Below are 24,963 nucleotides of genomic sequence, written 5' to 3'. Positions count from 1 at the left end.
CGATATGAAACTGCTGGTCGTCGAAGATGAAGCGCTGCTGCGTCATCACCTGCAAACCCGCCTGACGGAGAGCGGCCATGTGGTCGAATCCGTGGCCAACGCCGAGGAGGCGTTGTACCAGACCGCCCAGTTCAACTTTGACCTGGCGGTAATCGACCTCGGCCTGCCGGGCATGAGCGGGCTCGACCTGATCCGCCAGTTGCGTTCAAGTGGCAAAACCTTCCCGATCCTGATCCTCACCGCGCGCGGCAACTGGCAGGACAAGGTCGAAGGCCTGGCCGCCGGAGCCGACGATTACGTGGTCAAGCCGTTCCAGTTCGAAGAACTGGAGGCACGCTTGAATGCGTTGCTGCGTCGCTCCAGTGGTTTTACCCAGTCGACCATCGTCGCCGGTCCCTTGCTTCTGGATCTGAATCGCAAGCAGGCGTCCCTCGATGACCAGCCATTGGCGCTGACCGCGTATGAATACCGCATTCTCGAATACCTGATGCGCCACCATCAGCAAGTGGTGCCCAAGGACCGCTTGATGGAACAGCTCTACCCCGATGACGACGAGCGTGATCCGAATGTGATCGAGGTGCTGGTCGGCCGTCTGCGCCGCAAACTGGAGGGGCCGGGCGGGTTCAAGCCGATCGACACCGTGCGCGGCCTGGGCTACCTGTTCAATGAGCGTTGCACTTGATCCGTTCGCTGCGCATACGCTTGATGCTCGCCGCCACGCTGTTGGCGGTGTTGTTCATGCTGGCGTTGCTGCCGGCAATGCAGGGTGCCTTCAGCCTGGCGTTGCAGGACTCCATTGAGCAGCGTCTGGCATCGGACGTGACCACGTTGATCTCTGCCGCCCGTGTGGAGAACAACAGCCTGCAGATGCCGGCGCAATTGCCCGACGAGCGCTTCAACCTCACCGACAGCCGACTGCTCGGCTACATCTATGACCGTGAAGGGCATCTGGTCTGGCGTTCGAGGGCGACCCAGGAAGAACGCATCAATTACAAGCCACGCTACGATGGGCGAGGCAACGAGTTCGCGCGGATCCGCGAAGCCAATGGCCAGGAGTTCTTCGTCTATGACGTCGAGGTCAAGTTGCTCGGCGGCAAGAGTGCAGCCTTCAGCATCGTTGCCTTGCAGCCGGTTCGTGAATACGAACTGACCCTCGAAGGCCTGCGGGAAAATCTCTATCTGGGTTTTGGCGCGGCACTGCTGGTGCTGTTGGCGTTGCTGTGGATCGGTCTGACCTGGGGCTTGCAGGCATTGCGACGTTTGAGCCAGGAACTGGACGAGATTGAAGGTGGTACCCGCGAAAGCCTCAGTGAAGAACATCCCCGGGAATTGCTGCGCCTGACCGGTTCCCTCAACCGTTTGCTGCGCAGTGAGCGTGAGCAGCGCAGTCGCTACCGTGATTCCCTCGATGACCTGGCCCATAGCCTGAAAACGCCGCTGGCGGTATTGCAAGGCGTCAGTGAAGACATGGCCCAGCGTCCCGAGGATCGCGATCAGGCCTGGGTACTGCAAGCCCAGATCGAACGTATGAGCCAGCAGATCAGCTACCAGCTGCAGCGCGCCAGCCTGCGCAAAAGCGGTCTGGTACGTCATCAGGTGCGCTTGCACCCGGTGCTGAAAAGTCTGTGCGATACGCTGGACAAGGTCTATCGCGACAAACGTGTGCACGTCGCATTTGACCTGCCCGACCCGTGCTACGTACCGATCGAACAGGGCGCTCTGTTGGAGATGATGGGCAACCTGCTGGAAAACGCCTATCGCCTGTGCCTGGGCGAAATACGCATCAGCGTGCGTGAAAACCTCAGTGGCACCGAGTTGTGTGTCGAAGACGACGGTCCCGGCGTACCGCAGAGTCAACGCGCACGGATTCTCGAGCGCGGCGAGCGTCTGGATCGTCAGCACCCGGGGCAGGGCATTGGCCTGGCGGTGGTCAAGGACATCATCGAGAGTTACAGCGCCCAACTGACCCTGGGCGATTCACCGATGGGCGGGGCGGCGTTCCGGATTCATTTTCCGGTGGTTTAAGCGGGAGTTTGATGGTGCATTTACTGACCCATTCGCGAGCAAGCTCGCTCCCACAGGTGGCCCTGTTCCGTCAGAGAGAATGCGGCCGAATGTGAGAGCGGGCTTATTCGCGAAGAGCCAGTGAAGACACCAAAAAAGGCGGCCTTGAACTTCAGCTTTCCTGCGCCCGATAAGCCCCCGGCGTCAGCCCTGTCCACTTCTTGAACGCCCGGTGAAACGCCGACGGCTCGGAAAACCCCAACTGCTCGGCGATCTGTTGCAACGACAGGTCGGCGCGACCCAGGTGATAAATCGCGATGTCCCGGCGCAACTGGTCCTTCAATTCCTGAAAACTCGAACCCTCTTCCCGCAAATGCCGGCGTAAGGTCTGCGGGCTGATGTGCAGGTGGGCGGCCACGGCTTCCAGGTCGGGCCAGCGTGAACTGTCGCGACTGAGCAAGCGCCGCAAGCGGCTGCTCAAACTGTCGCCGTCATCCGGGCGTGAGAGCAGGTCGGCGGGGGAGCGTTCGAGGAAATGCTTGAGGGTGCGTTCATCCTGCAGCAGCGGCATGGCCAGGTAGCGGCTGTGAAACAGCAGGCTGCTCTGGCCCCTGGAAAACTCCAGCGGACAGGAAAACAGCAGGTCGTACTCGGCGCCGTGTTCAGGGCGCGGGTAGCTGAACGTGGCCTGTTCCAGACGAATGCGCTGGCCGATCAACCAACTGCCGAAACGGTGCCAGATCACCAGCAGGCTTTCGCTGAGGAAATGATCCGGATCCCAAAGCTGCGAGTCGTCGAGGCTCAGGCGAACCCATTCATCTTCGCGGCTCAGGGTCAAGCGCGGAGCCCCGGGGAATAGGCTATAAAACAATAAGCCGCGATTGAGTGCCTTATCCAGGCTGCGGCAGTGAATCACGGCATGGCACATCATCGCGAAGCTGCCCGGCCTGCTCGGGGCTTGCCCGAACCCCAGGTACTCGTCGTCCAGTGCCAGCCATAAGGCCTGAATCAGTTGGGTGAATTGCTCCGGAGCGATGCGCGCCCGCGGCTCGTCCAGCAACTCGGGGCTGATCCCCAGTTGTTGTAGCAGGCCCGAATAGTCGTAGCCGTGTCGACGCGCCCCCCCGAGAACGGCGCGGGCGAAATGACTGGCGATGGTGCGTTCGCGCATGGCAGCAGATCTGACCGTTGAACGACGGATGGTAGCTGCGCACTGCGGGCATGAACAGGGCGGATATCCGCCAAATTGCAGGACGACTTCTAGTGGAAGGGCGGGAATCCGCCACACGCTTGTAACCGTCCGGTGAAAGGGAATTTGCCGCGACCCCTGATATCAAAAGGCTTGCAGGGATTTTACCGAAGGTGGCACGGGCCTTGCGATACAACGAGCAGATGCCTGCCGTTGCGCAGCTCGAAAAAACAAATCCCTCCAGTGCAGGAGGGTTCGCAATTGCGGTGTTGCGGGCAACAGATGGATGTTGTCACCGGGCACCCTTGAGGAACTTTGCAATGACGACTCGTCAGCCACTGTACAAATCCCTGTATTTCCAGGTGATCGTTGCAATTGTCATCGGTATCGCGCTCGGTCACTTCTACCCACAGCTCGGTGTGGCCGTTAAGCCACTGGGTGACGGGTTCATCAAGCTGATCAAAATGATCATCGCCCCGATCATCTTCTGTACCGTTGTCAGCGGTATCGCCGGTATGCAGGACATGAAATCGGTCGGTAAGACCGGTGGCTATGCGCTGCTGTACTTCGAGATCGTTTCGACCATCGCACTGCTGGTCGGTCTGGTCGTGGTCAACATCGTGCAGCCGGGCAATGGCATGCACATCGATGTCGCCACCCTCGATGCCTCCAAGGTTGCCGCTTATGTTGCGGCCGGTGCTGACCAAAGCGTCGTCGGCTTCCTGCTGAACGTGATCCCGGCCACCATCGTCGGTGCCTTCGCCACCGGTGACATCCTGCAAGTACTGATGTTCTCGGTGATCTTCGGTTTTGCCTTGCATCGCCTGGGTGCCTACGGCAAGCCGTTGCTGGACTTCATCGATCGCTTCGCCCACGTGATGTTCAACATCATCAATATGATCATGAAGCTCGCGCCAATCGGTGCCTTCGGTGCCATGGCGTTCACCATCGGTGCCTACGGTGTCGGCTCGCTGGTGCAGCTGGGTCAACTGATGGCCTGCTTCTACATCACTTGCCTGCTGTTCATCCTGATCGTGCTGGGCTCCATCGCCCGCCTGCACGGTTTCAGCGTGCTGAAAATGATCCGCTACATCCGTGAAGAACTGCTGATCGTACTCGGTACTTCTTCTTCTGAATCGGTGCTGCCACGCATGCTGATCAAGATGGAGCGTTTGGGCGCGCAGAAATCTGTCGTGGGTCTGGTGATCCCGACCGGTTACTCGTTCAACCTCGACGGTACAGCGATCTACCTGACCATGGCCGCGGTGTTCATTGCCCAGGCAACCGATACGCACATGGACATCACGCACCAGATCACCCTGTTGGTCGTCTTGCTGCTGTCGTCCAAGGGCGCTGCGGGCGTGACTGGCAGCGGTTTCATCGTACTGGCTGCCACTCTGTCCGCCGTGGGCCACCTGCCGGTTGCCGGCCTGGCGCTGATCCTCGGTATCGACCGTTTCATGTCCGAAGCCCGTGCCCTGACCAATCTGGTCGGTAACGCCGTCGCCACCATCGTTGTGGCCAAGTGGGTCAAGGAACTGGACACTGATGTGCTGCAAGCTGAGCTGGCCTCGGGCGGTCGCGGCATTGCCGACGAGCCTAAAGACGATGTTCTGGGCCACGTCGAAGGAGCAACACCGACGAGCGCCAAGTAAACCTTGTTGTTATGAAAAACCCGCTTCGGCGGGTTTTTTCATGCCTGGTGTTTGAGCACAACGGTCACTGAGCATGGCGCATAAGGTGATTGCTGCAATGCCAATGGCTGCCTAGGCTGGGTGCATCGTCAAGGGAGAACATTCATGCTCGGTCCACTGGCATCACTCAAGGTTCTGGATTTCTCGACATTGCTGCCGGGGCCGTTCGCCTCGTTGTTGCTGGCGGACATGGGCGCCGAAGTGCTGCGCATCGAATCACCGACGCGCATGGATCTGCTGCGGGTGTTGCCGCCCCACGATCAAGGCGTGTCAGCCAGCCATGCCTACCTCAACCGCAACAAGCGCAGCCTCGCCCTGGACCTCAAACAGCCTGAGGCGCTGGAGGTTATCAGGTCGTTGCTGGAGGACTATGACATCGTGCTCGAGCAGTTCCGTCCGGGTGTCATGGAGCGTCTGGGCCTGGGTTACGAAGCCCTGAAGGCAATCAATCCAAAATTGATTTACGTGTCGATCACCGGCTACGGCCAGACCGGTCCCTACAAGGACCGCGCCGGCCATGACATCAATTACCTGGCCTTGTCCGGGCTGGCGAGTTACACCGGCCGGGCCGACAGTGGGCCGCTGCCGTTGGGCATGCAGGTAGCGGATGTCGCCGGTGGCTCGCTGCACGGAGTGATTGGCCTGCTGGCGGCGGTCATTGCCCGGCAGCAAACCGGTCAGGGCCAGCACCTGGATGTCAGTATGACCGACTGCGCGTTCAGCCTGAACGCGATGGCGGGTGCCGGGTATCTGGCCTGTGGCGTCGAGCCGGGGCCGGAAAACCAGGTGCTCAACGGCGGCAGCTTCTATGATTACTACCGCTCCCGGGATGGGCGCTGGCTGTCGGTGGGCAGCCTGGAGCCAGTGTTCATGAAACAGTTGTGCACGGCCTTGGGGCTGGAGGAATTGGCCGGCCTCGGGCTGTCACCGCAACCGTCCCATCAGAAACAGCTCAAAGACGCGCTGAAGGTCGAATTCGAAAAGCACGACTTTGCCGAGTTGCGCGCGCTGTTTGCCGAACTGGATGCTTGTGTCGAACCGGTGTTGAGCCTGGGAGAGGCGCTAAGTCATCCGCAGTTGCAGGCGCGGGAGTTGGTGACCGATGTGCCTCGTGGTGATGGCTCGAGCCAGGCGCAGATGGCATGCCCGCTGAAGTTTTCGCAAGGTTTGCCTGAGCCTCGGCATATTGGCGCGGCGTTGGGGCAGCATACGGATCAGGTGTTGGGGGAGTTGGGGTTCAGTGTTGAGCGGATCGAGCAGTTGCGGCTGGCCAGGGTGATTCTTTAGTGCCTGTCAGGCCGCCATCGCGGGCAAGCTCGTTCCCACAGAGGATCTGTGGTGTGACACAAACTCAATGTGGGAGCGAGTTTGCTCGCGATGGCGGCAGCACATACACCGGAAATCCAACTACTCGACCCGCATCTCCCCACTGAACACCAGGGTATTGCGACACCGCCGGCACAAGTACCGCCGACCTTGCCGAACCAGGCTGTGGCGCTGGGCGGAAAACGGGAAGTCGCTGTCGGCGCATGGGCACTTGTAGATGTAGCGGGTCACGCTGCGGCGTTTGACGTCATAGGTGTGGCAGCGGTTGGGCGGCAGTTCGTACACGCCGCGCATGATCAATTGCCACTCTTCGCCATGGGGCTGGATGCGGTCGCCAAACAGTTGATGAGCGATCAGGTGCGCGACTTCATGGGCCACTGTCTGCTTGAGGAAGTCCTCGGTGTTTTCCCGGTACAGCTGCGGGTTGAAGCGCAGCAGGTTCTCGTGCAAATGCGCGACGCCGGCTTTTTGCCCGCGCAGCTTGAGGCTCACCACGGGGCGCTTGAAAGGTCGTTTGAAAAAGGATTCGGCTAGTTGGAAACAGTCTTCGACGCGGGTATTGAGTTGCTCGGGCATGCTTGATGGATCTCCAGAGCGGTCGAGTATGCCGCAACCCTCGACCCTTGCGAATCGCAACTTTGCCGAATGGTCGTGTGCGTTATCGTTGCTGAAGAATGAAAAGGCCGCCTTGCGGCGGCCCTTGTCGGCAGTTCAGATTTTCAGTGATGAGCGACTAACTGGTGTAGACCGGGCCCACGCCGAGTCCCCAGACAATCACAGTGAACGCCATGATGGCGACCAGCACCACCAGGCCTACGGCGAGCACCGAACTTGAAAACAGGAAGCCCTCGTCAGATGGAATGTTCATGAATGTTGGTAAGCCCACATACAACAAGTACACCGTGTAGCAGATGGCTGCGGTGCCGATGATCATTCCCAGCCACAAGTGTGGGTACAAGGCGGCGAGGCCGCCAATGAACAGCGGTGTAGCGGTGTAGGTTGCAAACGCAATGCAGCGGGCGAGACTTGGGTTGGCGTCATAGGTGCGGGCCATCCAGTGGATGAATGCGCCCATGACCGCTACACCCCCGAGCATCGCCAGGTACGACATGACCGTCATCCAGATCGCGCTTTCTACGGTCAGCATCACGGGAGGCCGATTGCCGATGACCCAGCCGACCTGCGTGGTGCCAATAAAGGCAGACACCGCGGGAATCGCCGCCAGGATCAGGGTGTGGGTCAGGTACATGTGGCTGATGCTTTCCTCCTGGTCGCCACGGATTTCTTTCCATTCTTGGTCAGGGTGGGTGAAGAGCCCCACTACGTGATGGATCATGGCAGTCACTCCTCTTGTCTTTACCGTCGCCCCCCAGTGGAGCGCCTACGGGCCAATGCGGCCAAGCAAGTCACAGGTCTGAAATTCGTATGCGACCTTATGTCGCAGTATAGGGAGGAGTTTCCCCATAAGGAGTAGGGGCTTTAGAGCAAATCGCGCTGTAAACACAGCTGTTAATCGCCGTCGGGTCTGTAGGGCAATTGATGATGGGGAAGCTTTCTGTGGCGAGGGGGCTTGCCCCCGTTGGGCCACGAAGTGGCCCTAAATACAGACAACCTGGTTAGACAGGTCCACCGCGGTGTCTTATTTGCGGCTGCTGCGCAGCCGAACGGGGGCAAGCCCCCTCGCCACAAGAGCAAAGAATTTGCGTAAAATGCCCGCCTTTCGTCACACCTCACGGATTTCGCGTCATGGGCACTCTCACGGTCAACCAGAACAAACTGCAAAAGCGCCTTCGCCGACAGGCCGGTGAGGCGGTTGCCGATTTCAACATGATTGAAGACGGCGACAAGGTCATGGTCTGCCTGTCCGGTGGCAAGGACAGCTACACCATGCTCGATGTGCTGATGCACTTGCAGAAGGTCGCGCCGATCAAATTCGAGATCGTGGCTGTGAACATGGACCAGAAGCAGCCGGGTTTCCCGGAGCACGTACTGCCGGCCTACCTCAAGGAGCTGGGCATCGAGTACCACATCGTCGAGAAAGATACTTACTCGGTGGTCAAGGAACTGATTCCGGAAGGCAAGACCACTTGCTCGCTGTGCTCGCGCCTGCGTCGCGGCACGCTCTACACCTTCGCCGACGAAATCGGCGCGACCAAGATGGCCCTCGGTCATCACCGCGACGACATCGTCGAGACGTTCTTCCTGAACATGTTCTTCAACGGTTCGCTCAAGGCCATGCCACCGAAGCTGCGCGCCGATGATGGGCGTAACGTGGTGATCCGCCCGCTGGCCTACTGCAACGAAAAAGACATCCAGGCCTACTCAGACCTCAAGCAATTCCCGATCATTCCGTGCAACCTCTGTGGTTCCCAGGAAAACCTGCAACGTCAGGTGGTCAAGGAAATGCTACTGGATTGGGAGCGCAAGACCCCGGGTCGTACCGAGAGTATCTTCCGCAGCCTGCAGAACGTGATCCCGTCGCAATTGGCGGATCGCAACCTGTTCGACTTCACCAGCCTGAAGATCGACGAGTCCGCCGCTTCGCGCTTCGTCAACGTGGTCAACCTCTGATTAAAACCACATTTGAATATTGTTTCATTCCTCAGGAGAGGGCATGCGCGACTACAAGTGGCTGAACGAATACTGCTTGAACCGTTTTGGTTCGGCGGCTGAACTGGAAGCCCATCTGCCTGTTCCCGAGACTCCCGCGCAACTGCGCAAGATCAGCGACGATCGCTACCTCTCGATGATGGCGCTACGGGTATTTCGCGCCGGGCTCAAGCACAGCCTTGTGGATGCCAAGTGGCCGGCCTTCGAAGAAGTCTTCTTCAAGTTCGACCCGGAAAAAGTCGTGCTGATGAGCGCTGAGCACCTTGAGCGACTGATGCAGGACACGCGGATCATCCGCCACCTGGGCAAGCTCAAGAGCGTGCCGCGCAATGCGCAGTTCATACTGGACGTGGCCCATGAAAAGGGCAGTTTCGGCGCACTGATCGCCGATTGGCCAGTGACTGATATCGTCGGACTCTGGACCTTCCTGAAAAAGCGCGGACATCAGTTGGGCGGGCTGTCCGCCCCGCGTTTCTTGCGGATGATCGGCAAGGACACCTTTGTGCCGAGCTATGACGTGGTGGCGGCGTTGAATGCGCAGGACATCATCGACAAGGTGCCGAGCAGTCTGCGCGATCTGGCGTTGGTGCAGGACGTGTTCAATCAGTGGCATGAAGAAAGTGGCGGGCGGCCGATGAGCCAAATTTCTATGATGCTGGCTTACACCGTCAACCATTGAGACCGGGTTGCGCCTATCGCTGGCAAGCCAGCTCCTACAAGTTTACCGCAAACCCTGTAGGAGCTGGCTTGTCGGGTCGCCGCATCGCAGCGATGAGGCCCGATCAGGCGACGGAAATCTCGCCTTCGCCAGCCAGCTTACGGTTCAACTGATAGCGCCAGCGTACATACAACAGCGCCGAGCAGAACACCGCCAGGCTCGCGCCCATCTCCAGCAAACCGAAGATCTGCCGGTTCGGGTCATAGGCCGCCAATGCGCCCTTGATGAAATACAGGTTCACCACAAAGCACATCCACGAATGCCCGCGCGGGCTGCCGACGATCATTCCCGGCGCCAATATCAGCAGCGGCACCAGCTCGATCAGCAGAATCACCCATGGCCGGGCGCCGTGCAGGTCGGCGACCAGCAGGTAGTAGATACAAAGCAGGCCCACAAGCCCCAAAAAGCACAGCAGGCTGATGACACGCATGGCCCGTACCCGCGGTTCGAGCCATTCGAGGGCGGGTAGAATCTTCGGCTTCTTGGCCACCTCAGCTCTCCAGTTTCTGCGCAGTCTTCGCCAGGCGCATGCCCAGGGCGCGGCACAATGCCACTTCATGAGTATCCAGGCCGCTTTTGCCGTCAGCACCGGCATGGTGGCTGGCGCCGTAGGGCGTGCCGCCGCCCTGGGTTTCCAGCAGGGCCGATTCGCTGTAGGGCAGGCCGGTGATCAGCATGCCGTGGTGCAACAACGGCAGCATCATCGACAGCAGGGTGGTCTCCTGGCCGCCGTGCAGGCTCGCCGTAGAGGTGAACACACCCGCCGGCTTGCCCACCAGGGCGCCGGTCAGCCACAGGTTGCTGGTGCCATCGAGGAAATACTTCAGGGGGGCTGCCATATTGCCGAAGCGGGTCGGGCTGCCGAGTGCCAGGCCGGCGCAGTTTTTCAGGTCGTCGAGGCTGGCGTAGAGCGCGCCTTCGTCCGGAATCTCCGGCGACACGGCTTCGCACTCGGTGGAAATCGCCGGCACCGTGCGCAGGCGCGCTTCAAGCCCGGCCTGTTCAACGCCACGGGCAATCTGCCGAGCCATTTCGTTGGTCGAGCCGCTGCGGCTGTAATACAGAACCAGAATGTACGGTGCACTCATGGCAACAGTTCCAGGATCTGCTCCGGTGGACGGCCGATGATGGCTTTGTCGCCGACTTCGAGAATCGGGCGTTCCATCAGTTTCGGGTGGGCGGCGATGGCAGCGATCAATTGTGCTTCGCTCAGGCTGTTGTCGGTCAGGTCGAGGGTCTTGTACTCGTCCTCGCCGGTACGCAGCAATTGCCGGGCGCTGATCCCGAGTTTGCCCAGCAGGCTCTGGATTTGCGCGGCGTCCAGCGGGGTTTCCAGGTAACGGACCACGGTCGGGGTGAGGCCACGGGCTTCAAGCAGTTCGAGCGCACCGCGGGATTTCGAGCAGCGCGGGTTGTGATAAAGCGTCAGATCGGTCATGAGCGGGTCGCATCTTGCGTAAGGTGGCGGCTATTCTAACTGTGCAGCGCGCAATCCAGAACCGTGAGAGGCGATGGGTCGCAGGCGCATTCAATTTTTGACAAGGAACACGACATGACAAGGCGACTGGCAGCAGCATTGGCGATCATCGGAACGTTGATGCTGGGGGGCTGCGGGAATGACTATGGCATCGACCAGGACGGTCATAAAATCGCCGCTGACCGCCTGGATGGCAAATGGCTGGTGCTCAACTATTGGGCGGAGTGGTGCGGGCCTTGCCGCACCGAAATTCCGGAGCTGAACGCCCTGGCCGAGCAGCTTAAGGACAAGAAAATAGGTGTGTTCGGGGTCAACTTCGACAACGTCCAGGGGCAAGAGCTGAAGGGCGCGAGCGAGAAACTGGGGATCAGGTTCACGGTGCTGGCGCAGGACCCTTCCGAGTTGTTCGAACTGCCGCGCAGCGAGGCGCTGCCGGTGACGTACATCATCGATAACAAGGGTAAGGTGCGTGAGCAGTTGATGGGGGAACAGACGGCTGCGGGGGTGATGGCGAAGCTTGAGGCGTTGCAGGCGAAAAACTGATCAGGTGATCGATTTCACTGTGGTCAGGGGCTTTTTGTGGCGAGGGGGCTTGCCCCCGCTGGGCTGCGAAGCAGCCCTAAACCCAGTCGCCTCTTTTCGTCAGTTGAACTGTGCAGAACAGTTTTGCGACTGCTACGCAGTCGAACGGGGGCAAGCCCCCTCGCCACAAAAGCTCTCTAGCCACAGGTTTCTCGGGGTGCCCAGGGGGGATCAACCTTCCTCAAGCCACCAACGCAGCGGCTTGCCTTCGGCAGGCCAGAAGCGGATCTGCTCGATCGGGGAGACGTCCCAGCGCTGGACGTTTTCCAGGGCCTGAAGGAAACGTTTTTCCTGTTCCATCAGCGCCGGCGCGCACAGTTTGCGGGTGCTACCGACTTTGCCGAAGGTCAGTTTGTCGCCATCCAGGGTGTACGGTGCGAACCAGTGGTTGCAGCCGCCATTGCCATAGGCCCGGCCATCTTCGCCGAGGGTGATGGTCAGGTGGCTGTAGTCCATCAACGGCCGCTCGCCGATCCATTCCAGTATGTAGCTGCGATTGTGTTCAAGTTGCACCGGCTCGGCGGCGCAGCCCAGCAGGCTGGCGCCGACCATAGCGGTCAGAGCAAGGCGTTTCATCACGCAGGCTCCTGGCATTTCGGGCACAGGTGTTTCTCGCCAACGGTGGTCCAGCCCAGCTCGGTAATCCGCGCGGTGGCGGCTGGCTTTTCGGCCTTGTTGCCCAGCTTGGCGTCGACGGCGAACTCGAAACTCAGCTCTTTGGCGCAGCTGTCGCAGTTCACCTGCCAGGTGTGGATCGCCAGTTCGCCGAACACCGGACCACTGGCCACCGCGACCCATTGGCCGGGCGGGTTTATCAGGTGGCGAACCGTTTCGACGGACAGGCGCATGGACAAGTCCTTGGCGCCCTTGAGAGTCACGACCAGCACGTCGTTGTTGCGAATCGAACCACCGTTGCCGGTGACTTGATAGCGCCCCGGCACCAGGGCGCGGCATTCAGTGAGGGTGTGTTGCGGGTTCATCAGGCTGTAGCGGAAATCGTGTTCGACCATGGGTCCTCCAAATATGCGCGATATGCTAGCACGGGCTTGCACACCGCATCGCGCAGGCAGATGACCTTCGATCCGTTTCAGTCTCCCGTTACCAGATTTTCCGGTGTGCCCGCCGTCCAAACGGTGATGTTACGCAACGTGGTGGCGGCAATCGCGTCCAGCGCTTCGTGGGTCAGAAAGGCCTGGTGCGCGGTGATGATCACGTTGGGGAAGGTCAGCAGTCGTGCCAATACATCGTCTTGCAGCGGCAGGTCGGAGCGGTCCTCGAAGAACAGCTGCGCCTCTTCTTCGTACACATCCAGCCCCAGGTAGCCCAGGCGACCGTCTTTCAATGCGTCGATCAGCGCCGGGGTGTCCACCAGGCCGCCACGCCCCGTATTGATCAGCATCGCGCCCGGTTGCATGTGCGCCAGTGATTGGCGGTTGATCAAGTGCTTGCTCTGCTCGTTGAGCGGGCAGTGCAGGCTGATGATCTGCGATTCGGCCAGCAGTTGCGGCAGGCTCAGGTAACGCGCGCCGAGGGCTTCGACTTCTGGGTTGGGGTAGGGGTCGTAGGCCAGCAACCGGCAGCCAAAACCGTTCATGATTTTGGCGAAGGTGGCACCGATCTGCCCGGTGCCGACCACGCCGACGGTCTTGCCCACCAGGTCGAAACCGGTCAGCCCTTGCAGTCTGAAGTCGCCTTCGCGGGTGCGGTTATAGGCTCGATGCAAGCGGCGATTCAGTGCGAGGATCAACGCTACTGCATGTTCGGCGACGGCGTGGGGCGAATAGGCCGGGACACGCACGATGTCCAGCCCCAGGCGCTTTGCCGTCGGCAAGTCGACGTGGTTGTAACCGGCCGAGCGCAGGGCGATCAGGCGTGTGCCTCCAGCGGCCAGGCGTTCGAGCACCGCCGCGCCGAGGTCATCATTGATGAACGCGCAGACCGCTTCATACCCCTGGGCGAGCGCTACCGTGTCGAGGCTCAGGCGCGCAGGCTGAAAGTCCAACTCGATGCCGGCCGGTTGCCCGGCCGCGAGAAAACTGTCGCGGTCGTAGTTCTGGCTGCTGAAAAGAATCGTACGCATGATTTCCTCTTTGTCCCATTTCTGTAGGAGCTGGCTTGCCAGCGATGGCGGCCTCAAGGGCTACGTAGATTTTGAGGCCGTCATCGCCGGCAAGCCGGCTCCTACAGAGTTTGCGCTGATGTTTGATTTGCACGATTGCGCAGCATCAAGCATTCATGCGCGCGTGGGCTGCCAGGCGATTGATCGCCCGGTCGAGCTCGTCCAGTGCCATGCTCGCTTTCGGATCCTGTTGCTTGAGCAGCGTTTCGCTGCGTTGGCAGGCCGCACGCAATTGCGGTACGCCGCAGTAGCGTGTCGCGCCATGCAGGCGATGGACTCGTTCGATCAGGGCGTTGTGGTCGTTGCTTTGCTGAGCGAGGCGAATGGCTTCGCGATCTGCTTCCAGGGACGCGAGCAGCATCGCCAGCATGTCCGCCGCCAGATCAGCCTTGCCGGCGGCCAGACGCAATCCTTCCTCGTGGTCGAGTACCAACAGGTCATGGGCACCCGCATGCCCATCGCCGGAGCGCTCCGGGCTATGGTTGCGCAGCGCCAGGCCGCTCCACTTCAGCACCACCTGGGCCAATTGTCGTTCGCTGATTGGTTTGGTCAGGTAGTCATCCATGCCGCTTTGCAGCAGCGCGCGCTTTTCGTTGGCCATGGCGTGGGCGGTGAGGGCCACGATCGGCAAAGGCGTGCTATGTCGTTCGCTTTCCCACTGGCGGATCGCCTCGGTGCTCTGGCAGCCGTCCATGCCGGGCATCTGCACGTCCATCAACACCAGATCGAATGTCTCGTTCTGCACCGCCTTGACGGCGGCATAACCGCTTTCCACCGCGAGCACCTTGGCGCCCATGTCTTCGAGCAGGGTCTGCACCAGCATCAGGTTGGCCGGATTGTCGTCGACGCATAGCACCTTCGGGGCACGGCTGGACAACGGCTCGCCCGGCTCATTGCGCATCGGTCGCGGGTTGACCAGGTCAGACAGGGAGCGTCGCAGCTTGCGGGTGCAGGCCGGTTTCGCCTGGAGCTGACTGTGGGGGTTGGGCACGGAAAGATGGAACAGCGTCTGCTCCGTGGTCGGGCACAGCACCAGCACTTTGCAGCCAAGATGCTCGAGGTCCCAGATGTGCTGGTTGAGGCGTTCCGGTGGCATGTCGTTGCTGGTGATGCCGAGCACGGCGAGGTCGATTGCCTGATCGGTCTGGTGGGCGGCGGTGACGCCATTGGTCAGGCTTTCAAGGGTGTTGAACGGCGTGGTGCTGAGGCCGCAGTCTTCCAGTTGATGCTGCAGCGCCTGCCGCGCCAGCTCGTGGTTTTCCAGCACAGCCACCCGGCGCCCGAGCAAAGGCGCGGCGGGCAGGTCTTCGGCATCGTCGCGGGTTTTCGGCAGGCTCAGGCTGATCCAGAATTCCGACCCTTCCCCCGGCGTGCTGTCGACGCCGATTTCGCCGCCCATCTGTTCGATCAGGCGCTTGGAAATCACCAGGCCCAGGCCAGTGCCGCCGGGTTGCCGCGACAGCGAGTTGTCGGCCTGGCTGAAGGCCTGGAACAGGGCGCGCACGTCCTGGTTCGACAGCCCGATGCCGGTGTCCTGAATGCTGATGCGCAACTGCACGGTGTCTTCGTGTTCTTCTTCGAGCATGGCGCGGGCGACGATGGTGCCTTCGCGGGTGAACTTGATCGCGTTGCTCACCAGGTTCGTCAGGATCTGCTTGAGCCGCAGCGGGTCGCCCACCAGTGACAGCGGTGTATCTCGGTACACCAGGCTCACCAGCTCCAGGTGCTTGGCGTGGGCGGCGGGGGCGAGGATGGTCAGGGTGTCCTGCAGCAGGTCGCGCAGGTTGAATGGAATATGGTCGAGCACCAGCTTGCCGGCCTCGATTTTCGAGAAGTCGAGAATCTCGTTGATGATGCCCAGAAGGCTGTCGGCGGACTTTTCGATGGTGCCCAGGTAGTCGAGCTGGCGCGGGGTGAGCTCGCTTTTTTGCAACAGGTGGGTGAAGCCGAGAATACCGTTGAGCGGCGTGCGGATTTCATGACTCATGTTGGCCAGGAATTCGGACTTGATCCGGCTCGCTTCCAGGGCCTCCTTGCGCGCCAGGTCCAGCTCGATGTTCTGGATCTCGATGGTTTCCAGGTTCTGGCGTACGTCTTCGGTGGCCTGGTCGATGCTGTGCTGCAATTCTTCCTGCGCATTTTGCAGGGTGCCGGCCATGCGGTTGATGCCGGAGGCCAGCTCATCCAGCTCTTGACTGCCGAGGGGCGGCAAGCGGGTTTCCAGATGACCGTCCTTGAGCTGAGCCACGGCCTGCTTGATCTGGCTTAACGGCTGATTGATCGTGCGACCCATGCGCAGGGCCAGCAGTGCCGCACCGATCAGTCCCCCTGCGATCAACATCAGGCTGGCGAACAGGCTGCGATAACCGCGCAACAGCATGCTGTTATGGGACAGTTCAAGTTCGACCCAGCCCAGCAGGCGGTCGGCTTCTTCGGGGATCACGTCGCCGGCGAGGTCGCGGTGCTTGCCGAATACCGGCAGCAGATAGCGGGTCGCATCGCTGCCGCTGCGGCGCAGCATCTGTGTGCCGCTGCCGGAGGGTGTCTGGTTGAGCATGGTCGGGCCGGCGTGGGCCAGCAGCGTGCGGTCGGAAGCCAGGAAGGTCACGGCCCGTACGTCGGTTTGCTCCAGGGCCTGGGTGGCGATGCGTTCGAGCAGTTCGTTGTCCTGATGGCCCATGGCTGGTGCCGCCAGGGGAGCCAACTGTTCGGCGATCATTTCGCCGCGCTGCATGAGTTGGGTCTGCAGGTCAGCCTGTTGCATCCAGGTAAAATAACCCCCCAGCACCAACGCCATCAGGCTGGTTGGCAACAGGGTCAGCAACAGCACGCGGCCTTTGATTCCCAGTTTCTTGAGCACGCATCTCTCCTGCATCCCGCTATTTATAGACCGGCACATGCATCCGCCTTGCACCCCTTGCGCAGTGTAGCGATTTGCTCGCGGGCAATCTTCGTAAAAATGGTGCTGTCATTCGTCGGCCCGGACGGCTCATTGGCGATACAGCCAAGCTGTGGGTTGCCCCAGGCGAGGCAATCTTGAATAATCGCTCAACTGAGAATTATTTGCAGATAGCCATGACTCCCATCACTGCTGGCCTCCCCCGAATCCTGTCCATCGAAGACGATCTTGTGCTCGGCGCCTACGTTCATGAGCACCTGGACCGCAGCGGCTTCCATGTGACCTGGTGCCAGAACGGTCAGGAAGGCCTGGACATTGCCCGGCGGCAATCTTTCGACGTGGTGCTGATGGATATTCTGCTGCCGGGCTTGGACGGTCTGGCGGTACTGACCCAATTGCGCCAGAGCCACTCCACCCCGGTGTTGCTGATGTCGGCCCTCGGTGCCGAGGCCGACCGCATCAGCGGCTTTCGCCTGGGGGCCGACGATTACCTGCCAAAGCCCTTCAGCATGGTGGAGTTGCGGGTGCGTATCGAAGCCATTCTGCGGCGGGTGGCACTCGACCGCCGGCCGGTACCGACAGTGCCTGTCCCTTCGATGGACAGCCTGCGCTTCGACGATGAAAGCTTCGAGGTCTTTTATGGCGAACAGGCCGGCGGCCTGACCCGCAGCGAGTATCGGTTGCTGGAAACGCTGCACCGTAGCGCCGACGAGGTATTGAGCAAAGCCTTCCTTTATCAACAGGTGTTGCAGCGCGGATACGCGGCCCATGACCGCAGCCTGGACATGCACATCAGCCAGATCCGCCGCAAGCTCAAGGCCATTGGCTACACCGAGCGCGAAGTGCGCACGGTATGGGGCAAGGGTTACATCCTGAGCGCCGCCGATGAAATGTAAATTGCCGGGCAGGCATTCGCTGTTCTGGAAACTGGCTTGTCTATTGGTCGCTTTCTGTCTGCTGATGATTTGGTTGAGCTGGTCTTGGGGGCGCTACATGGAGCAGCGCAACCAGTTCCTCTCCGATGAGGCCCGCGGCACCCTGACGCGCTATGCTGCCGAAGCCGAACAGGCGTGGCAGCAGCGCCAGAGCGCGGGTATCGATGACTGGCTGCAAGGCATGTATCAGCGGGAAAACGGCTGGGTCGGTGTCATCGGCGGTGATTTGCAATCCTTGAGCAACCAATCGCTGACGGACAAGGAAGTCGAACGCCTGACTTTTTTGCGCGGCCTCGATTGGCCGATTCACAAGAAAGGCCGGCCCTGGATGCGCATTCCCTTTCCCGGCGACCCTTCAGCCGGCAGCCTGGTGATCGAACTGCCCCAGCGCTTTGTTCCTGGGCATTACCGGTTGTTCTGGCGGGTGATCACCAACGGCGTGATTCCGGGCTTGTTCACCTTGCTGTTGTGCGTCGGGCTGTATCGCCTGTTGGTGGTGCCACTCAACCACTTGCGCGCGCAGGCCAATGCCTGGCGTGCCGATCAACTTAACGTGCGGCTGTCGACCCGAACCACCAATCGATCGGATGAGTTGGGTGAATTGGGCCGGGCGTTCGATCACATGTCGGAACGCCTGCAAAGCACCGTGGCCTTGCAGCAGCAACTGCTGCGCGACTTGTCCCACGAGCTGCGTACGCCGTTGAGCCGCCTGCGGGTGGCCAGTGAAAGCGAGCAGGGGCTGGAGCCATTGCGCGAGCGCATTGGTCGTGAGGTCGATGGCATGCAGCGCCTGGTGGAAGACACACTGCAACTGGCATGGCTGGACACCGAGCGCACCCGATTACCCGACGAAGCGATCCAGATCCAGGCCCTGTGGGAGATGCTTACGGAAAATGCCTGCTATGAAAGTGGCTGGCCCGACACTCAGTTGCAATGCACGGTGGATGCATCCTGCTGGGTTCGAGGACACCTCAACACCCTGGCCCAGGCACTGGAAAACATTCTGCGTAATGCGATTCGGCATTCGCCCGAGGGCGGTGTGGTCCACCTTGGCGGCCAGCGCGAAGGCAAATACTGGCATCTGTGGCTGGAGGACCAGGGCGGCGGTGTGGCGGAAGCTGATCTTGAGCGGATCTTCCTGCCGTTTACCCGTCTCGACGGTTCAAGGCCGGGGGATGGCGGATTCGGCCTGGGCTTGAGCATCGCCCGCAATGCGGTGCAGCGTCAGGGTGGACAGCTTTGGGCGCAGAACACCGGGACCGGGTTGCGGCTGAATATGCGGTTGTTGGTTCATACGTCGCCGGCTTAAGCGGCGATGTTCAGATTTTGTTTTGAATTGATTCGCAACATCTTCGCGGAGCGTTCAGTGAGTAAAGTTCTCAAGCTTTAAAGTTTAATGGCGATATCTAACTTGAGAATAAAAAGCTAAGGAGATGTTTGATGAATGTTGATTTTCCGGCGTTGTCGATGAAAACAGATGCCTACGTCGTCAAGAACCCTCTTGAGACCACCAATAGCTATACAAAGAAGAATGCCGAAGATGCTGTTGTTGTGCTGGAATTGTTTGACGAATCTTCATTGGGTGAGTTGAAAGATTCGTTGCGGGGCTACGATTTTACATCTGTCAGTACAAATGAGCTGACGAAGATTGGGCAGTCGCTCTATCACGATGGCTTGATCGATATTTATATGTACGATTTCCTTTCTTTGGGCAATATGGCGTTTGATGAGTTTGGCCATAAAGCTGAGACAGACGTGAAATTTAATGCGATTGCGATGTTCAATCAGCGACTGGAAGAAAGGCAGGCAATTGGCAGGTCGGAATCTGCGTCGATGTTTCATGAGATAACGCGTGCCTTGGTACGCGTAAATCATGTACTGGGTGCACTGTCTTTTTTTGCAAACACCACTCAGAATCACCTGGCCGTCAACATTGAGGCCTGATTAGACCGGTGCACGATGATGAATTCCGCGTGCACCGGCAGACCACCTATTTAGCGGCCATAACGTGTAGTGCCGGAATACCCTCTGGCTACGTTTTGGTCATTTTTCAGGCGAACCCTGTAACTGCCCTGCTCACCAAGAGTCGACGCATTACTTCTATTACCTCCATCGACCTGAGTCCAGGTTGAACCATTCAGTTTGTCAATGAATTGGCTCGGCGGAGTACCCACTCCTAAGGCCGTAATAGTAGAGGTGATATTTGCTTTTCGGCATCCGTTTGCGCCAGTGATGGTGAAGGGGCCCTGAACGATAACTTCCGAGTTGGCAGGCAGGATTCCGCTATAGGTATTCTGAATGTAAACACATGCAGCAGAGACTTGTCCGCTCGCAATCATCAGCGCGGCAAAGGGTAGGGCGAGTAAAGTTTTCATTGGTTTTCTTCCTTGAGATAAATCCGGCTTGGCAAAAAATTTAAGGTGTGAGCATCGCAAGCGAGTTTTCGCTTGCCCGGCACCCTATGAACAGTCGGACGTCTTGTTTGACTGAACATTGAAAAAGATTATCTGCTGCTTCTGACGCGCACTAGTTCATGCATGCCGTTGCAAGGTGCGGGAGGTTTCCGATGAGTGCATTCTTTTTTCCTACAGAAAGTTGCATTTTCTGACAGCGATTTCTTACTCTGCGTTTTTCAGGATGGGCCGGAAGACTGCGACCAGACCCTCCCATGCATCGCCGAATCCGCCCTTATTCCCATAAACCATAAGCACCACACTTTGCGTGATATGGCCTTGCGAGGTTTGCCGGTATGATAGGCGCCCCCGCAGTCTGGATTGCGAATACGCCATGACCTTGCAGTACCCAACCATCGCCGATTGCGTCGGCAACACTCCGCTGGTCCGTTTGCAGCGCCTGCCCGGCGCCACCAGCAACACCCTTTTGCTCAAGCTCGAAGGGAATAACCCGGCGGGTTCGGTCAAGGACCGTCCGGCGCTGTCGATGATCACCCGCGCCGAACTGCGCGGGCAGATTCATGCCGGCGATACGCTGATCGAAGCGACCTCGGGCAACACCGGGATCGCCCTGGCCATGGCCGCCGCGATCAAGGGTTACAAGATGATCCTGATCATGCCGGACAACTCCAGCGCCGAGCGTAAGGCGGCCATGACCGCCTATGGCGCCGAGCTGATCCTGGTCAGCCAGGAACAAGGCATGGAAGGCGCCCGTGACCTCGCGCAGAAGATGGAAGCCGAAGGCCGCGGCAAGGTGCTGGATCAGTTCGCCAATGGCGACAATCCCGAGGCGCACTACACCACCACCGGCCCGGAAATCTGGCGCCAGACCCAGGGCTCCATCACCCATTTCGTCAGCTCCATGGGCACCACCGGCACCATCATGGGCGTGTCGCGCTACTTGAAAGAGCAGAACGACAACGTGCAGATCATCGGCCTGCAACCGATGGAAGGTTCGGCTATCCCGGGTATCCGCCGCTGGCCTCAGGAATACCTGCCGAAGATCTACCAGGCTGACCGCGTGGACCGGATCGTCGACATGGCCCAAAGCGAAGCCGAGGACGTGACCCGTCGCCTGGCCCGCGAAGAAGGCATTTTCTGTGGCGTGTCCTCCGGCGGTGCCGTGGCGGCAATGCTGCGCCTGTCCGAAGAAGTTGAAAACGCGGTGATCGTCGCGATCATCTGCGACCGTGGCGACCGTTACTTGTCGACCGGCATTTTCGACGCGCCCAACTGATGGCCAAACATGAAAGAGGCCTGCGCTTCCAGCCCACCGGCGGCAGCAAGGCCCCGCAAGTCCCGACCGGCAAAAAGCAGCGCCTGACCATTGAGCGCCTGGCCAATGACGGTCGCGGCATCGCGTTTTTCGAAGGTCGGACCTGGTTCGTCATCGGTGCGTTGGCCGGTGAAGAGATTGAAGCGCGCGTACTCGGTGCCCACGGCAAAGTGGTCGATGCACGCACCGAACGGGTATTCAAGGCCAGCGAATTGCGCCGCCCCGCACCGTGCGCCCATGCCGGCCGTTGCGGCGGTTGCAGCGTGCAGCATCTGCCTCATAACGAACAACTCGCCCTGAAACAGCGCATGCTCGCCGAGCAGTTGTCGAAGGTAGCGGGTGTCGAACCCGAAGAGTGGGCGGCGCCATTGAGCGGCCCCGAGTTCGCTTACCGGCGGCGCGCCCGCGTGGCGGTGCGCTGGGACATGAAGGCGAAAAAACTCGAAGTCGGTTTTCGTGCCGCCGGCAGCCAGGACATCGTCGGCATTGATGACTGCCCGGTGCTGGTACAGCCCTTGCAACCGATCATGGCCCGCTTGCCGCAGATGCTGCGGCGCTTGAGCAAACCCCAGGCACTCGGGCACGTGGAGTTGTTCAGCGGCTCGACGCTGGCGGTTTTGCTGCGACACATGGCGCCGTTGACCGACGCCGACCTGACGATCCTCAAGGAGTTCTGTGCGTTCCATGAAGCTCAGTTGTGGCTGCATGGCGACGGCGAACCGCAACCGGTCGAGGCCGATCAGTCGCTGGGCTATCGTCTTGAGCAGTGGGACCTGGAACTGGCCTACCGACCTGGGGATTTCATCCAGGTCAACGCTGGCGTCAACGAAGCGATGGTCGCCCAGGCGCTGGACTGGTTGAAGCCGACAGCGGATGAGCGCGTACTCGATCTATTCTGTGGCCTGGGCAACTTTGCCTTGCCGTTGGCCAAGGCCGCTCGCGAAGTGGTGGCGGTCGAAGGCGTGCAGGTGATGGTCGATAGGGCAGCGGCGAATGCGGCTAGCAACAATCTGCATAACGCGAAGTTTTTTCAGGCCGATTTATCCCAGCCTTTGACGGACGCCGAATGGGCCGCCGAAGGCTTTTGTGCGGTACTCTTGGACCCACCGCGTGACGGTGCTTTCGAGGTCGTGCGCAAGCTCAAGACCCTTGGCGCCGAACGGTTGGTGTATGTGTCATGCAACCCGGCAACTCTGGCGCGCGACACGGTCGAATTGATCAAGCAGGGCTACCGGTTAAAACGTGCCGGGATTCTCGATATGTTTCCTCAAACGGCACATGTCGAGGCCATGGCGTTATTTGAAGCGAGCTAGGATGCTCGTCTGGTCCGACTGGCCCGCTCGTGCAGCCACGCAACCAGCCCGACGTGGGCGCACGGGCAACGAAGGTCAGCGATTTGACGCATTGAATCTGCGTCGTAGGGAAGGTAAGCAAGATGGTACAGGTGAGAGCACACCAGCCGATCAACACCGACGGCAGTATCAATCTCGAGGCTTGGCTCGATCATGCGGTCAGTGTCGATCTGGCACTGGATCGCGAAGCCTTGAAGGAGGCCTGCGAGTACGCTCGTGAGGCTGAGCAGCAAGCCAATGCTGCACAGAATCTATGGTCGGAAGGGAACTCCACGTTCCGCACCGGCCTTGAGATCGCCGAGATTCTCGCCGACCTCAAGCTCGATCAGGATTCACTGGTCGCCGCGATCCTGTATCGAGGCGTGCGCGAAGGCCAGATCAAGTTGCCGGCGGTCAGCCAGCGCTTCGGTCCGGTGGTGGCCAAGCTCATCGACGGCGTGCAACGCATGGCCGCGATCAGCGACAGCCTGAGCCCGCGCAAATCCTTGGTGCTGGGCACCCAGGGCCAGGTGGAAAACCTGCGCAAGATGCTGGTGGCCATGGTCGACGACGTTCGCGTCGCCCTGATCAAGTTGGCCGAACGCACGTGCGCGATCCGTGCGGTGAAGACCGCCGACGACGAAAAACGCAACCGCGTCGCCCGTGAAGTCTTTGACATCTACGCGCCGCTGGCCCATCGCCTGGGTATCGGTCACATCAAGTGGGAACTGGAGGACTTGTCCTTCCGTTACCTCGAACCCGACCAATACAAGCAGATCGCCAAGTTGCTCCACGAGCGGCGACTGGATCGCGAGCGTTTTATCAGCGACGTGATGAGCCAGCTGAAAAACGAATTGCAGGCCACCGGCGTCGATGCCGACATCAGTGGCCGGGCCAAACACATCTATTCGATCTGGCGCAAAATGCAGCGCAAGGGTCTGGAGTTCAGCCAGATCTACGACGTGCGTGCCGTGCGCGTGCTGGTGCCGGAAATGCGCGATTGCTACACCGCGCTCGGTATCGTTCACACCTTGTGGCGACACATCCCGAAAGAGTTCGACGACTACATCGCCAACCCCAAGGAAAACGGCTACCGCTCGCTGCACACGGCTGTGATCGGTCCCGAGGGCAAGGTGCTGGAAGTACAGATCCGCACTCACTCGATGCACGAGGAAGCTGAACTCGGCGTGTGCGCGCATTGGCGCTACAAGGGCACCGACGTCAAGTCCGGCTCCAATCACTACGAAGAGAAAATCTCTTGGCTGCGTCAGGTCCTCGAGTGGCACGAGGAACTGGGCGATATCGGTGGCCTGGCGGAACAGCTGCGGGTCGATATCGAGCCGGACCGGGTGTACATCTTCACCCCGGACGGTCACGCCATCGACTTGCCGAAGGGCGCGACGCCGCTGGACTTCGCTTACCGCGTACACACCGAAATCGGTCACAACTGCCGTGGCGCCAAGATCAACGGGCGTATCGTACCGCTCAACTACAGCCTGCAAACCGGTGAACAGGTCGAGATCATCACCAGCAAGCACGGCACCCCAAGCCGCGACTGGCTGAACCCGAACCTGGGTTACGTCACCACGTCGCGGGCACGGGCGAAGATCGTTCACTGGTTCAAGTTGCAGGCTCGTGACCAGAACGTCGCGGCCGGTAAAACGCTGTTGGAGCGCGAACTCAATCGCCTCGGCCTGCCGGCGGTGGACTTCGAAAAACTGGCCGACAAGGCCAACATGAAAACCGCCGAAGACCTGTTCGCCGCCCTCGGTGCCGGCGATTTGCGCCTGGCGCAACTGGTCAACCTGGCGCAGCAACTGGTCGAGCCGGAGCGCGGCAACGAACAGCTGGAACTGATTCCGCGCAAAGCCACCGGCTACAAACCGGGCAAGCGCGGCGATATCCAGATCCAGGGCGTTGGCAACCTGATGACCCAGATGGCTGGCTGCTGCCAGCCGTTGCCGGGCGATGCCATCGTCGGTTACATCACCCAGGGCCGTGGCGTGAGCATTCACCGCCAGGACTGCGCCTCGGTGCTGCAACTGGGCGGGCGCGAGCCTGAGCGAATCATCCAGGTCAGCTGGGGCCCGGTGCCGGTGCTCACCTATCCGGTGGACATCGTCATCCGCGCCTACGACCGTTCCGGTTTACTGCGTGACGTCTCGCAAGTGCTGCTCAACGAACGGATCAACGTGCTGGCGGTCAACACCCGCTCGAACAAGGAGGACAACACCGCGCTGATGTCCCTGACCATCGAGATTCCGGGACTGGATGCATTGGGGCGGTTGCTGGGGCGGATTTCCCAGTTGCCGAACATTATCGAAACCCGGCGTAACCGGACGCCGTGAGG

The 24,963-nt window shown here is 60.1% G+C and carries 24 protein-coding genes; 13 read left to right on the top strand and 11 right to left on the bottom strand.

Annotated elements, in window-relative coordinates; all coding sequences use genetic code 11:
- Positions 1-4 precede the first annotated feature (4 nt).
- Together B0D71_RS28745 and B0D71_RS28740 are read left to right on the top strand one after the other, a co-directional pair.
- On the top strand, positions 5-682 hold the full coding sequence (locus B0D71_RS28745; protein WP_103397724.1) for a response regulator transcription factor: 678 nt from the start codon (positions 5-7) through the stop codon (positions 680-682).
- Positions 679-2,025, top strand: coding sequence for an ATP-binding protein (locus B0D71_RS28740; protein ID WP_103397723.1), 1,347 nt, complete (start codon positions 679-681; stop codon positions 2,023-2,025). Before B0D71_RS28745 ends, B0D71_RS28740 begins: the two co-directional genes overlap by 4 nt.
- 151 nt (positions 2,026-2,176) lie before the next feature.
- Here B0D71_RS28740 and B0D71_RS28735 read toward each other — a convergent pair whose 3' ends face one another.
- Positions 2,177-3,175, bottom strand: coding sequence for an AraC family transcriptional regulator (locus B0D71_RS28735; RefSeq protein ID WP_103397722.1), 999 nt, complete (start codon positions 3,173-3,175; stop codon positions 2,177-2,179).
- A 338-nt stretch (positions 3,176-3,513) separates the two neighbouring features.
- Between B0D71_RS28735 and B0D71_RS28730 the strand changes: the two genes are divergently transcribed.
- Positions 3,514-4,848, top strand: coding sequence for a dicarboxylate/amino acid:cation symporter (locus B0D71_RS28730; protein WP_103397721.1), 1,335 nt, complete (start codon positions 3,514-3,516; stop codon positions 4,846-4,848).
- A gap of 144 nt (positions 4,849-4,992) precedes the next feature.
- The gene (locus B0D71_RS28725; protein ID WP_103397720.1) at positions 4,993-6,174 is read left to right on the top strand and encodes a CaiB/BaiF CoA transferase family protein; all 1,182 of its coding nucleotides are present in this window, start codon (positions 4,993-4,995) and stop codon (positions 6,172-6,174) included.
- Between the two features lie 120 nt (positions 6,175-6,294).
- Here the strand turns inward: B0D71_RS28725 and B0D71_RS28720 are convergent, their stop codons facing one another.
- Entirely contained in the window at positions 6,295-6,789 is a 495-nt protein-coding gene (locus B0D71_RS28720) for a SprT family zinc-dependent metalloprotease (RefSeq protein ID WP_046043022.1), read from the bottom strand.
- Positions 6,790-6,946: 157 nt separating this feature from the next.
- Entirely contained in the window at positions 6,947-7,549 is a 603-nt protein-coding gene (locus B0D71_RS28715) for a Yip1 family protein (RefSeq protein WP_103397719.1), read from the bottom strand.
- A gap of 410 nt (positions 7,550-7,959) precedes the next feature.
- Here B0D71_RS28715 and ttcA point away from each other — a divergent pair, with 410 nt between their 5' ends.
- Positions 7,960-8,784 carry a tRNA 2-thiocytidine(32) synthetase TtcA gene (ttcA, locus tag B0D71_RS28705; RefSeq protein ID WP_007988752.1) on the top strand — a complete coding sequence of 275 codons (825 nt, stop codon included), beginning with the start codon at positions 7,960-7,962 and terminating at the stop codon, positions 8,782-8,784.
- 43 nt (positions 8,785-8,827) lie between these two features.
- A complete protein-coding gene (locus tag B0D71_RS28700; RefSeq protein WP_103397717.1) occupies positions 8,828-9,502 on the top strand; it encodes a DNA-3-methyladenine glycosylase I in 675 nt (224 codons plus the stop codon).
- A 103-nt stretch (positions 9,503-9,605) separates the two neighbouring features.
- On the opposite strand, the gene B0D71_RS28695 is transcribed toward B0D71_RS28700, so the two are convergent.
- The 3 genes from B0D71_RS28695 to arsC are packed head-to-tail and all read right to left on the bottom strand — an operon-like array spanning position 9,606 to position 10,979.
- A complete protein-coding gene (locus B0D71_RS28695) occupies positions 9,606-10,031 on the bottom strand; it encodes a DUF2069 domain-containing protein (protein ID WP_103397716.1) in 426 nt (141 codons plus the stop codon).
- Position 10,032: 1 nt separating this feature from the next.
- A complete protein-coding gene (wrbA, locus tag B0D71_RS28690) occupies positions 10,033-10,629 on the bottom strand; it encodes an NAD(P)H:quinone oxidoreductase (RefSeq protein WP_008003645.1) in 597 nt (198 codons plus the stop codon).
- Positions 10,626-10,979 (bottom strand): arsenate reductase (glutaredoxin), encoded by a 354-nt coding sequence (arsC, locus tag B0D71_RS28685; protein ID WP_103397715.1) that lies wholly within the window; start codon positions 10,977-10,979, stop codon positions 10,626-10,628. Before arsC ends, wrbA begins: the two co-directional genes overlap by 4 nt.
- A 114-nt stretch (positions 10,980-11,093) precedes the next feature.
- Between arsC and B0D71_RS28680 the strand changes: the two genes are divergently transcribed.
- Positions 11,094-11,561: a TlpA disulfide reductase family protein gene (locus tag B0D71_RS28680; protein ID WP_103397714.1), complete on the top strand. Its 468-nt coding sequence runs from the start codon at positions 11,094-11,096 to the stop codon at positions 11,559-11,561.
- A 210-nt stretch (positions 11,562-11,771) separates the two neighbouring features.
- Here the strand turns inward: B0D71_RS28680 and B0D71_RS28670 are convergent, their stop codons facing one another.
- The 4 genes from B0D71_RS28670 to B0D71_RS28655 form a co-directional block, all read right to left on the bottom strand.
- On the bottom strand, positions 11,772-12,176 hold the full coding sequence (locus B0D71_RS28670) for an META domain-containing protein (protein ID WP_103397713.1): 405 nt from the start codon (positions 12,174-12,176) through the stop codon (positions 11,772-11,774).
- Positions 12,176-12,610, bottom strand: coding sequence for a hypothetical protein (locus tag B0D71_RS28665; RefSeq protein WP_103397712.1), 435 nt, complete (start codon positions 12,608-12,610; stop codon positions 12,176-12,178). Before B0D71_RS28665 ends, B0D71_RS28670 begins: the two co-directional genes overlap by 1 nt.
- A gap of 77 nt (positions 12,611-12,687) precedes the next feature.
- Positions 12,688-13,680, bottom strand: a complete 993-nt coding sequence (locus tag B0D71_RS28660) for a 2-hydroxyacid dehydrogenase (RefSeq protein ID WP_103397711.1) — start codon at positions 13,678-13,680, stop codon at positions 12,688-12,690.
- Positions 13,681-13,825: 145 nt separating this feature from the next.
- The gene (locus tag B0D71_RS28655; RefSeq protein ID WP_103397710.1) at positions 13,826-16,579 is read right to left on the bottom strand and encodes a response regulator; all 2,754 of its coding nucleotides are present in this window, start codon (positions 16,577-16,579) and stop codon (positions 13,826-13,828) included.
- Positions 16,580-16,794: 215 nt separating this feature from the next.
- Here B0D71_RS28655 and B0D71_RS28650 point away from each other — a divergent pair, with 215 nt between their 5' ends.
- From B0D71_RS28650 to B0D71_RS28640, 3 genes are all read left to right on the top strand, one after another.
- Positions 16,795-17,514: a response regulator transcription factor gene (locus tag B0D71_RS28650; protein ID WP_103397709.1), complete on the top strand. Its 720-nt coding sequence runs from the start codon at positions 16,795-16,797 to the stop codon at positions 17,512-17,514.
- Positions 17,504-18,862 (top strand): sensor histidine kinase, encoded by a 1,359-nt coding sequence (locus B0D71_RS28645; RefSeq protein ID WP_103397708.1) that lies wholly within the window; start codon positions 17,504-17,506, stop codon positions 18,860-18,862. Before B0D71_RS28650 ends, B0D71_RS28645 begins: the two co-directional genes overlap by 11 nt.
- Before the next feature lie 131 nt (positions 18,863-18,993).
- Positions 18,994-19,497 (top strand): hypothetical protein, encoded by a 504-nt coding sequence (locus B0D71_RS28640; protein ID WP_103397707.1) that lies wholly within the window; start codon positions 18,994-18,996, stop codon positions 19,495-19,497.
- A 50-nt stretch (positions 19,498-19,547) separates the two neighbouring features.
- Here B0D71_RS28640 and B0D71_RS31325 read toward each other — a convergent pair whose 3' ends face one another.
- Positions 19,548-19,928 carry a hypothetical protein gene (locus B0D71_RS31325; RefSeq protein WP_133160965.1) on the bottom strand — a complete coding sequence of 127 codons (381 nt, stop codon included), beginning with the start codon at positions 19,926-19,928 and terminating at the stop codon, positions 19,548-19,550.
- Positions 19,929-20,340: 412 nt separating this feature from the next.
- Here B0D71_RS31325 and cysM point away from each other — a divergent pair, with 412 nt between their 5' ends.
- From cysM to relA, 3 genes are all read left to right on the top strand, one after another.
- Positions 20,341-21,243 (top strand): cysteine synthase CysM, encoded by a 903-nt coding sequence (cysM, locus tag B0D71_RS28635; RefSeq protein WP_103397706.1) that lies wholly within the window; start codon positions 20,341-20,343, stop codon positions 21,241-21,243.
- Positions 21,243-22,595 carry a 23S rRNA (uracil(1939)-C(5))-methyltransferase RlmD gene (rlmD, locus tag B0D71_RS28630; RefSeq protein WP_103397705.1) on the top strand — a complete coding sequence of 451 codons (1,353 nt, stop codon included), beginning with the start codon at positions 21,243-21,245 and terminating at the stop codon, positions 22,593-22,595. Before cysM ends, rlmD begins: the two co-directional genes overlap by 1 nt.
- Positions 22,596-22,717: 122 nt before the next feature.
- Positions 22,718-24,961, top strand: a complete 2,244-nt coding sequence (gene relA, locus B0D71_RS28625; protein ID WP_103397704.1) for a GTP diphosphokinase — start codon at positions 22,718-22,720, stop codon at positions 24,959-24,961.
- Positions 24,962-24,963: the final 2 nt, after the last annotated feature.

This window comes from Pseudomonas laurylsulfativorans, from assembly GCF_002906155.1.
In the GTDB taxonomy this organism is placed as follows: Bacteria; Pseudomonadota; Gammaproteobacteria; order Pseudomonadales; family Pseudomonadaceae; genus Aquipseudomonas; species Aquipseudomonas laurylsulfativorans.
Note: the sequence above shows the minus strand (reverse complement) of the source record. Positions and strands in the feature narration are given on the sequence as shown.